At 72.6% G+C, this 6,940-nt stretch carries 6 protein-coding genes and 1 pseudogene; 6 read left to right on the forward strand and 1 reads right to left on the reverse strand.

Annotation, left to right across the window (positions count from 1 at the left end; genetic code table 11):
• Positions 1–107 precede the first annotated feature (107 nt).
• The 6 genes and pseudogenes from AC07AB_RS04780 to AC07AB_RS04805 all read left to right on the forward strand — a co-directional run bounded on the left by AC07AB_RS04780 (position 108) and on the right by AC07AB_RS04805 (position 6,526).
• A complete protein-coding gene (locus AC07AB_RS04780) occupies positions 108–1,718 on the forward strand; it encodes a class I adenylate-forming enzyme family protein (RefSeq protein WP_478560062.1) in 1,611 nt (536 codons plus the stop codon).
• 96 nt (positions 1,719–1,814) lie between these two features.
• A pseudogene (locus AC07AB_RS04785) lies at positions 1,815–2,143 on the forward strand (DUF427 domain-containing protein).
• Positions 2,144–2,317: 174 nt separating this feature from the next.
• Positions 2,318–3,295 (forward strand): metallophosphoesterase family protein, encoded by a 978-nt coding sequence (locus AC07AB_RS04790; protein WP_478560064.1) that lies wholly within the window; start codon positions 2,318–2,320, stop codon positions 3,293–3,295.
• Positions 3,296–3,314: 19 nt separating this feature from the next.
• Positions 3,315–4,643: an MFS transporter gene (locus AC07AB_RS04795; protein WP_478560066.1), complete on the forward strand. Its 1,329-nt coding sequence runs from the start codon at positions 3,315–3,317 to the stop codon at positions 4,641–4,643.
• Between the two features lie 95 nt (positions 4,644–4,738).
• Positions 4,739–5,755, forward strand: coding sequence for a TolB-like translocation protein (locus AC07AB_RS04800; protein ID WP_478561535.1), 1,017 nt, complete (start codon positions 4,739–4,741; stop codon positions 5,753–5,755).
• Between the two features lie 180 nt (positions 5,756–5,935).
• On the forward strand, positions 5,936–6,526 hold the full coding sequence (locus AC07AB_RS04805) for a TetR/AcrR family transcriptional regulator (RefSeq protein WP_478560068.1): 591 nt from the start codon (positions 5,936–5,938) through the stop codon (positions 6,524–6,526).
• A gap of 188 nt (positions 6,527–6,714) precedes the next feature.
• Here the strand turns inward: AC07AB_RS04805 and AC07AB_RS04810 are convergent, their stop codons facing one another.
• The gene (locus tag AC07AB_RS04810; protein ID WP_478560070.1) at positions 6,715–6,933 is read right to left on the reverse strand and encodes an MbtH family protein; all 219 of its coding nucleotides are present in this window, start codon (positions 6,931–6,933) and stop codon (positions 6,715–6,717) included.
• Positions 6,934–6,940: the final 7 nt, after the last annotated feature.

Genomic DNA, 6,940 nt, shown 5'->3' on the forward strand with positions numbered 1-6,940 from the left:
CTTGTGGGCGGCCTCACCGCCTCATTGGGCCGACCCGATCCCACCCCATCGGGCCGGTCGGATCACGGCGTATTCCAGCCATTCGCACCCTCCGGAGCGGAAACAGAGTGGATCTTTCGACCGAATCCCCTTTCCCGCAGCCCCTCATCGACGCTTTCCGCGCCCGGCCGGACATCCCGGCCTTCGAATACCGTTCGCGCCCGGTCCCCCGCGGGGAGGTACTGGAGTCGATCGGCCGGTGCGTCCACGGGCTGCGGGCCGCCGGCCTGGGGCCCGGCCGCCCCGTCGCCCTGGCGACCGGCGTCACCCCCGAGGCGTTCGCGCTGCGCATCGCGGCCCACTTACTGGGCTGCCGGGTGACGGGCCTGCCGCCAGGACTGACACCGCCTCAGCTGGCTCACGCGCTGACCGGCGACGCCGGGGCCGTAGTCACCGACGAGAGCACGGACAGCCTCCGACTCCCCCCGGCGGCACGTGACATCACCCGGCTCCGCCTCGGCCCCGACCTGCTGGATACCGGCACCGGCCCCCTCACGCCGGACGGGCTCACCGCGCTCGGACGCCCCGACGACATCGCGCTGATCAACCTCACCAGCGGCAGCACCGGCCGCCCCAAGGGCTGCGCGCAGACCTATCGGAGCCTCACCCGGCACTGGGCGTGGCAGCCCGCCCGCTGGACCGCGCGCACCGCCGAACTGGCCGCGGGCTACTCCCGCTATCTGCTCTTCGGCACCCTCACCAGCGCCGTGCTCTTCGAGCATCTGGCGCTCAGCCTGCTCAGCGGCGGCACCGCCGTCATCCCCGCCGCCCCACTGGAATTCCCGCAGGTCTTCGAGCGGTACCGCATCACCGCCTGCCTGCTGACCGTCCCCCGGCTGCACCACGTCCTCGACACCCTGCGCACCGAGCGCGTCGACACCGGCAGCCTGCGCGCCCTACTGGTGGCGGGCTCCCCGCTGGCCCCGCACCGGCTCGCCGAGGCCGTCGAGCGGCTGGGCCCCGCGGTCCACCACGCGTACGGGCAGACCGAGACCGGCATGCTCACCCTCCTCACCCCCGGCGAACTGGCCGGCCTGCCGCGCGAGGCCCGCGCCCTGACCTCCGTCGGCCGCCCCCTGGACAGCGTCGAGATCAGCGTCCGCGACCCCGAGGGCCGCCCGCTGACCGCCGGGGGGACCGGCGAGATCTGGGCCCGCACGGAAAACGCCATGTCCGGTTACTGGCAGGACGAGGAGCAGTCCAGGGAGGTACTGCGGGACGGCTGGATACGCACCCACGATCTCGGGCGGCTGGACGAGGACGGCTTGCTGCGGCTGACCGGGCGCAGCCGGGACGTGGTCATCGTCAACGCCGTGCTCCACTACGCCGGGGCCATCGAGCAGTGCCTGGCCGGCCACCCCGACGTCGACCAGGCGTATGTGGCCGGGGCGCCCGACGAGCGTACGGGCGAGGCCGCGTACGCCTTCGTCGTCCCCGTCGCGGGGCGCGCCCCGGACCTCGCCGCGCTCCGCGCGCACGTCGCGGCCGAACTGGGCGAGGGGAGCGTTCCGGCCACGGTCGCCGTGGTGCGGGAGGTGCCCGTGACGCCGGGCGGCAAGCCGGACAAGAGGGCCTTGCTCGCGTCCTTCCTGTCGCGCGCCGAGCGCTCAGCCCTTTCGCGCGCCGAGTGCCCGACCCTTTCGCCCGCCGAGCGCTCGACGCCGGGCATCGAGCGCTGAGCGCCGAGAGGCTGCGAGACTCTCCGCAGATCGCAGATTACGGGCTGCGGACCGCAGGCCCGCCCGTGCGGGCGGCCCCGACCGAAAGGCACGGACATGGCACCCAAGGGACACCACATCGAGATCGAACAGGGCGCCGAGCGCGTACGCGTCGTGCGCGACGGCCAGGTGCTCGCGGACAGCGGCCGCCCCCTCCTGCTGCACGAGACCGGGCTGCCGGTGCGCTACTACCTGCCCCCGAGGACGTACGCACCGAGCTGCTGACCCCGTCCGACACCCACACGTACTGCCCGTTCAAGGGCACCGCCTCCTACTGGTCGCTCGACGGCGGCCCGCAGGACCTGGTGTGGGCCTACCCCGAGCCGAAGGACGGCGTCGCCCGGATCAAGGACCACTACTGCTTCTACGAGGTCGAGTTGGGCTAGAAGAGGAGCGGCCGAGCCGGGTCGGTGAGGCCGGTCCGGGGGGCAGCGGGGCCGGGTCGGCAGAGCGAGGGTAGGAAAGTTTCCTAACAATAATTCATCCGTACTTCTTGACGCGTACATGAGCTATCGCCAGGATTCCTCGCAACGGCTCCCACGCCGACCTAGGAGACGGACATGACGCCCATCCCCCGCGCCAAGAAGCCGCTCATCAGGAACCCCCGGATCGGTGTCCCCGTGGCCGCGGGAGCCGCCCTCGCACTGGTCGGCGGCGTGCTGCTGTGGTCGCCGGGCGGCCGGGCGGACGCCGCGCCCAGCAGCCCGGCCGGGGCGAGGCCCGCCGGGGCGAAGGCCGCCGGGTTCACGGCCGTCGCGGCGGGCGACATCGCCGAGCAGTGCACCGCGAGCAGCAGCGGCTGCGTCCACCCCAAGACTGCCGCGCTGGTCAAGAAGATCAACCCGGCCTTCGTGATGACCATGGGCGACAACCAGTACGACGACGCCCGGCTCAAGGACTTCCAGAAGTACTACGACAAGACCTGGGGCGCGTTCAAGGACAAGACCCACCCGATCGCGGGCAACCACGAGACGTACGACCCGGACGGCGCGCTCAAGGGCTACAAGTCCTACTTCGGCGCCATCGCCTACCCCAAGGGCAAGAGCTACTACAGCTTCGACCAGGACAACTGGCACTTCATCGCGCTGGACTCCAACAGCCTCGACAAGTCCGAGCAGATCGACTGGCTCAAGGCGGACCTCGCCGCCAACTCCAAGAAGTGCGTGGCCGCTTACTGGCACCACCCGCTCTACTCCTCCGGCGAGCACGGCAACGACCCGGTCAGCAGGCCCGTCTGGAAGATGCTGATCGACGCCAAGGCCGAGCTGGTGCTCAACGGCCACGACCACCACTACGAGCGGTTCGCGCCGCAGAACGCGGACGGCAAGGCCGACCCGAACGGCCTGGTGGAGCTCCTCGGCGGGATGGGCGGCGCCAACCCGTACAAGATCGAGGAGGTCCAGCCGAACAGCGAGAAGCGGCTGACCAAGACGTTCGGCGTGGTCAAACTGAACTTCACCGACGACGGCTACTCCTGGGAACTGATCGGCACGGACGGCAAGACCAAGGACGCCAGCCCGTCCTACAAGTGCCGCTGAGCGGGCCCGGAAGCCCCTGATGTACCTCGCGACCACGGGCGCGGCCGCGGCGACACGCAAGGCGTCGCGCGGCCGCGTCGCCGGACCCGTTCTCGCCCTGGGCGCGGTCAGCCTCGTCACCGACGTCTCCTCCGAGATGGTCACGGCCGTGCTGCCGCTCTACTTCGTCCTCCATCTCGGCCTCTCCCCGCTCCAGTTCGGCTTTCTCGACGGTCTCTACAACGGGGTCACCGCGCTCGTCCGGCTCGTCGGCGGGCACGCCGCCGACCGCGGCAACCGGCACAAGCTCGTCGCCGGCGCCGGTTACGCGCTCTCCGCGCTCTCCCGCGTCGGGCTGCTGCTGGCGGGCGGCGGCACCCTGGGCATCGGCGCGGCGCTCGCCGCCGACCGGATCGGCAAGGGCGTGCGGACCGCTCCGCGCGACGCGATCATCTCGCTCAGCAGCCCGCCCGAGGCGCTGGGACGGGCCTTCGGCGTGCACCGCGCCATGGACACCACCGGCGCCCTCCTGGGCCCGCTCGCCGCCTTCGCCCTGCTGTGGGCCACCGCCGACGCGTACGACGCGGTCTTCGTCGTCAGCTTCTGTGTCGGGCTGCTGGGCGTGCTGATGCTGGTCGCCTTCGTGCCGGGACGCGACGCGCTGCCCGCGCAGTTGTACGTACGGCCGTCCCCAGCGGCGCCGAGCGCTCCGCCTTCGCCCGCTCCAGCGTCCCCGGCCACGCCATCCCCCGCCATGCCGTCCCCCGCCGCCCCGGGCGCCGCACGCACCAAGATCCTCGACCCGTTCCGCGACCCCGTCTTCCGCCGCGTCCTCGGCGCGGCGTCGCTGCTCGGGGCGGCCACCATCGGCGACGCGTTCGTCTACCTGCTGCTCCAGCAGCAACTGGACTTCGCCGTGCGCTGGTTCCCGCTGCTGCCGCTCGGGGCCGCCGCCGTCTATCTCTCGCTCGCCGTACCCGCCGGGCGGCTCGGCGACCGCGTCGGCCGCCGGGTGCCCTTCCTGTTCGGGCACGCGGCGCTGCTCGGCGCGTACCTGCTGCTGCTCACCACCGGCGCCGGTCCATTCCTGCTGGTCGGTGTGCTGTTGCTGGTCGGGGTCTTCTACGCGGCGACCGACGGCGTGCTGATGGCGCTGGCCGGGCCGGTGCTGGCGGCCGACCGGCGCGCGAGCGGCATGGCCCTGTTGCAGACGGGGCAGGCCCTGGCCCGGCTGCTCGCCGCGGCCGGGTTCGGCGCGGCCTGGACGCTGTGGGGCGTCCGGCCCGCGCTCATCACCGCCGTGCTGGCGCTGGCGGCCGCGCTGGCCTGCTCGGCCGTTCTGCTCCGCCGCCCCGAAAGGAAGGCATGACAGTCATGCCGTCACCCATGAGCGACGAAACCGGTGCGACCGCGGCGGCGGAGGCGACGCCCCTCGTCACGGACCGCCGCACGCAGGAGCCCCCTATGGTCGCCCGTACCCCGTTCGCGACGCTGTCGACGCGGGCCAAGGTGATCGCCGTCGCGACGGCGGCCGTCGTGCTCGCCGGCGTCGCGACCGTCTATACGGTCGGCGCGGCGCAGCGGGCCGAACCGGAGGACACCGCTTCCGCGTTCGGCCTCGACAGCGGCAGTCTGTACTTCCGCAGTACCACCGCCGGGAAGGGCCGCGTCGCGCGGCTGCCCGCCGCTCCGGGGGTGAGCGCGGCGGAGCGCACCACCGGCGGGCCCGCGTGCGAGCGCTTCTACGCGGCGGGGGGCACCGGCCTGTGCCTCACGCGCCGCCCCGGCATCCCGCCGACCGCGTACGCCGTCGTGCTGGACGGGCGGCTGCGCGAGAAGCGCCGCATCGCGCTGACCGGCATCCCCAACCGGGCTCGGGTCTCGGCGTCCGGCCGGATGCTGTCGTGGACGATGTTCGCGACCGGCGACTCGTACGCCACGTCGTCCTTCTCCACCCGCACCTCGATCCTGGACACCCGCACCGGCTACCTCATCAAGAACATGGAGGGGATCCAGCTCACCCTCGACGGCCACCGCTACCACTCCCCCGACGTCAACTACTGGGGCGTCACCTTCGCCCGCGACGACAACCGCTTCTACGCCACCGTCTCCACGAAGGGCAAGACCTATCTCGTCGAGGGCGACATGAGGACGTGGAAGGCCCGCACGCTGCGCGAGAACGCGGAGTGCCCCTCGCTCTCCCCCGACAACACCCGGCTGGTGTTCAAGAAGCGGGTGCGATCGGGGGCCAGTGCCCCCTGGCGGCTGTACGCGCTGGACCTGCGCACCATGCGGGAGACCCCGCTCGCCGAGGAGCGCAGCGTCGACGACCAGGCGGCGTGGCTGGACGATCACACCGTCGGCTACGCCCTGCCGGGCCGCGACGGGCGTAAGAGCGACATCTGGACCGTGCCGGCGGACGGCACGGGTGCTCCGGTGCTGCGCGTGCCGGGCGGCTCGTCACCCGCGATGGTCCGCTGACGCGGGGCGTGGGTCGCGGGTCCACGGGTCGCGGGGCGTGGGGCGCGGGCCGCGGGTCACTGTGGTGTCCAAGGCTCCGTCACCGCCGCGCGTACCGTGCCGCACCCCGGCGCCGGGCCGGGCGAGCCGCCATGAACATCCGTTCTGAACGGTCGTCCAGAGCCGGGTAGGGTGATCCGCATGGGACATCGGGAACAACTCATGATCGGCGCCAAGCGGTGCCTCCAGGAGCGCGGTTACGCCCGTACGACGTCGCGGGACATCGCCGCGGCGGCCAATGCCCCGCTCGGCACGATCAATTACCACTACGGCTCGAAGGAGGAGCTGCTCAACGCCGCCCTGCTGGAGTCGCTCAACGAGTGGGGCGACCGGATCACGGCCGCGCGGTCGGCGCGGCCCGCGTCCGGGTCCGGGTCCGGCCCCGCGGTGCGGCTGGAGTCGATGTGGTCGCAGATCATCGACTCGGTGGCGACGGACCGGCCGATGCTGGTGGCGGCCACCGAGTCGCAGGCGCAGGCGGAGCGGTCCGCGGAGATCCGGCAGCAGATCGCCGACGCGCAGGAGCGGTCCCGACCGCAGATGGCGGCGGCGCTGCACGGCCTGGACGCGGAGGCCGACGAGGAGACCGCGCGGGCGGTCGGCTCGGTGCACATGGCGCTGGTCGCCGGGCTGACCCAGCAGTGGCTCATCGATCCGGAGCGGGCGCCCAGCAGCCGTGAGCTGGCCATCGGGCTGCGGGCCATCGCCCGGAGCCTGGAGTCCGAGGGCTGATCCCCGGCGGCGGATTCCGGCCGCCGCGCGGCGCGGCGCCCCGACGGAGGCGTCGCCCGTTTCCCCGTGGGCGGCGGCCGGAACCGACACGGTCGCGCACCCATATCGGCGGCGGCCACGCCCGCGCGCAAAGAGAGGACGGGCCGGCCGCTGTGAGCGGCCGGCCCGTCCCGGCAGGCGTCGTACGGTCAGGCGGCGGTGCCGTCCATGGCCGCGACGAGGCTCTTGGGCCGCATATCGGTCCAGTGCTCGTTGATGTAATCCACGCACGCCTGACGCGCCGTCTCCTTCAGCACCACCGCCCAACCGGCCGGCACCTCCACGAACGCGGGCCACAGCGAATGCTGCCCCTCATCGTTCACCAGCACCAGATAGGTACCCTCAGCATCCTCGAACGGATTCGTCATGGATTGA

Source organism: Streptomyces sp. NPDC044033, assembly GCF_056434425.1.

Excerpts from the sequence above, each read along its gene's own strand:
- AC07AB_RS04800 (WP_478561535.1), top strand. The coding sequence starts at position 4,739 with ATGGTCGCCCGTACCCCGTTCGCGACGCTGTCGACGCGGGCCAAGGTG.
- AC07AB_RS04805 (WP_478560068.1), top strand. The coding sequence starts at position 5,936 with ATGGGACATCGGGAACAACTCATGATCGGCGCCAAGCGGTGCCTCCAG.
- AC07AB_RS04810 (WP_478560070.1), bottom strand. The coding sequence starts at position 6,933 with ATGACGAATCCGTTCGAGGATGCTGAGGGTACCTATCTGGTGCTGGTG.
- AC07AB_RS04795 (WP_478560066.1), top strand. The coding sequence starts at position 3,315 with ATGTACCTCGCGACCACGGGCGCGGCCGCGGCGACACGCAAGGCGTCG.
- AC07AB_RS04790 (WP_478560064.1), top strand. The coding sequence starts at position 2,318 with ATGACGCCCATCCCCCGCGCCAAGAAGCCGCTCATCAGGAACCCCCGG.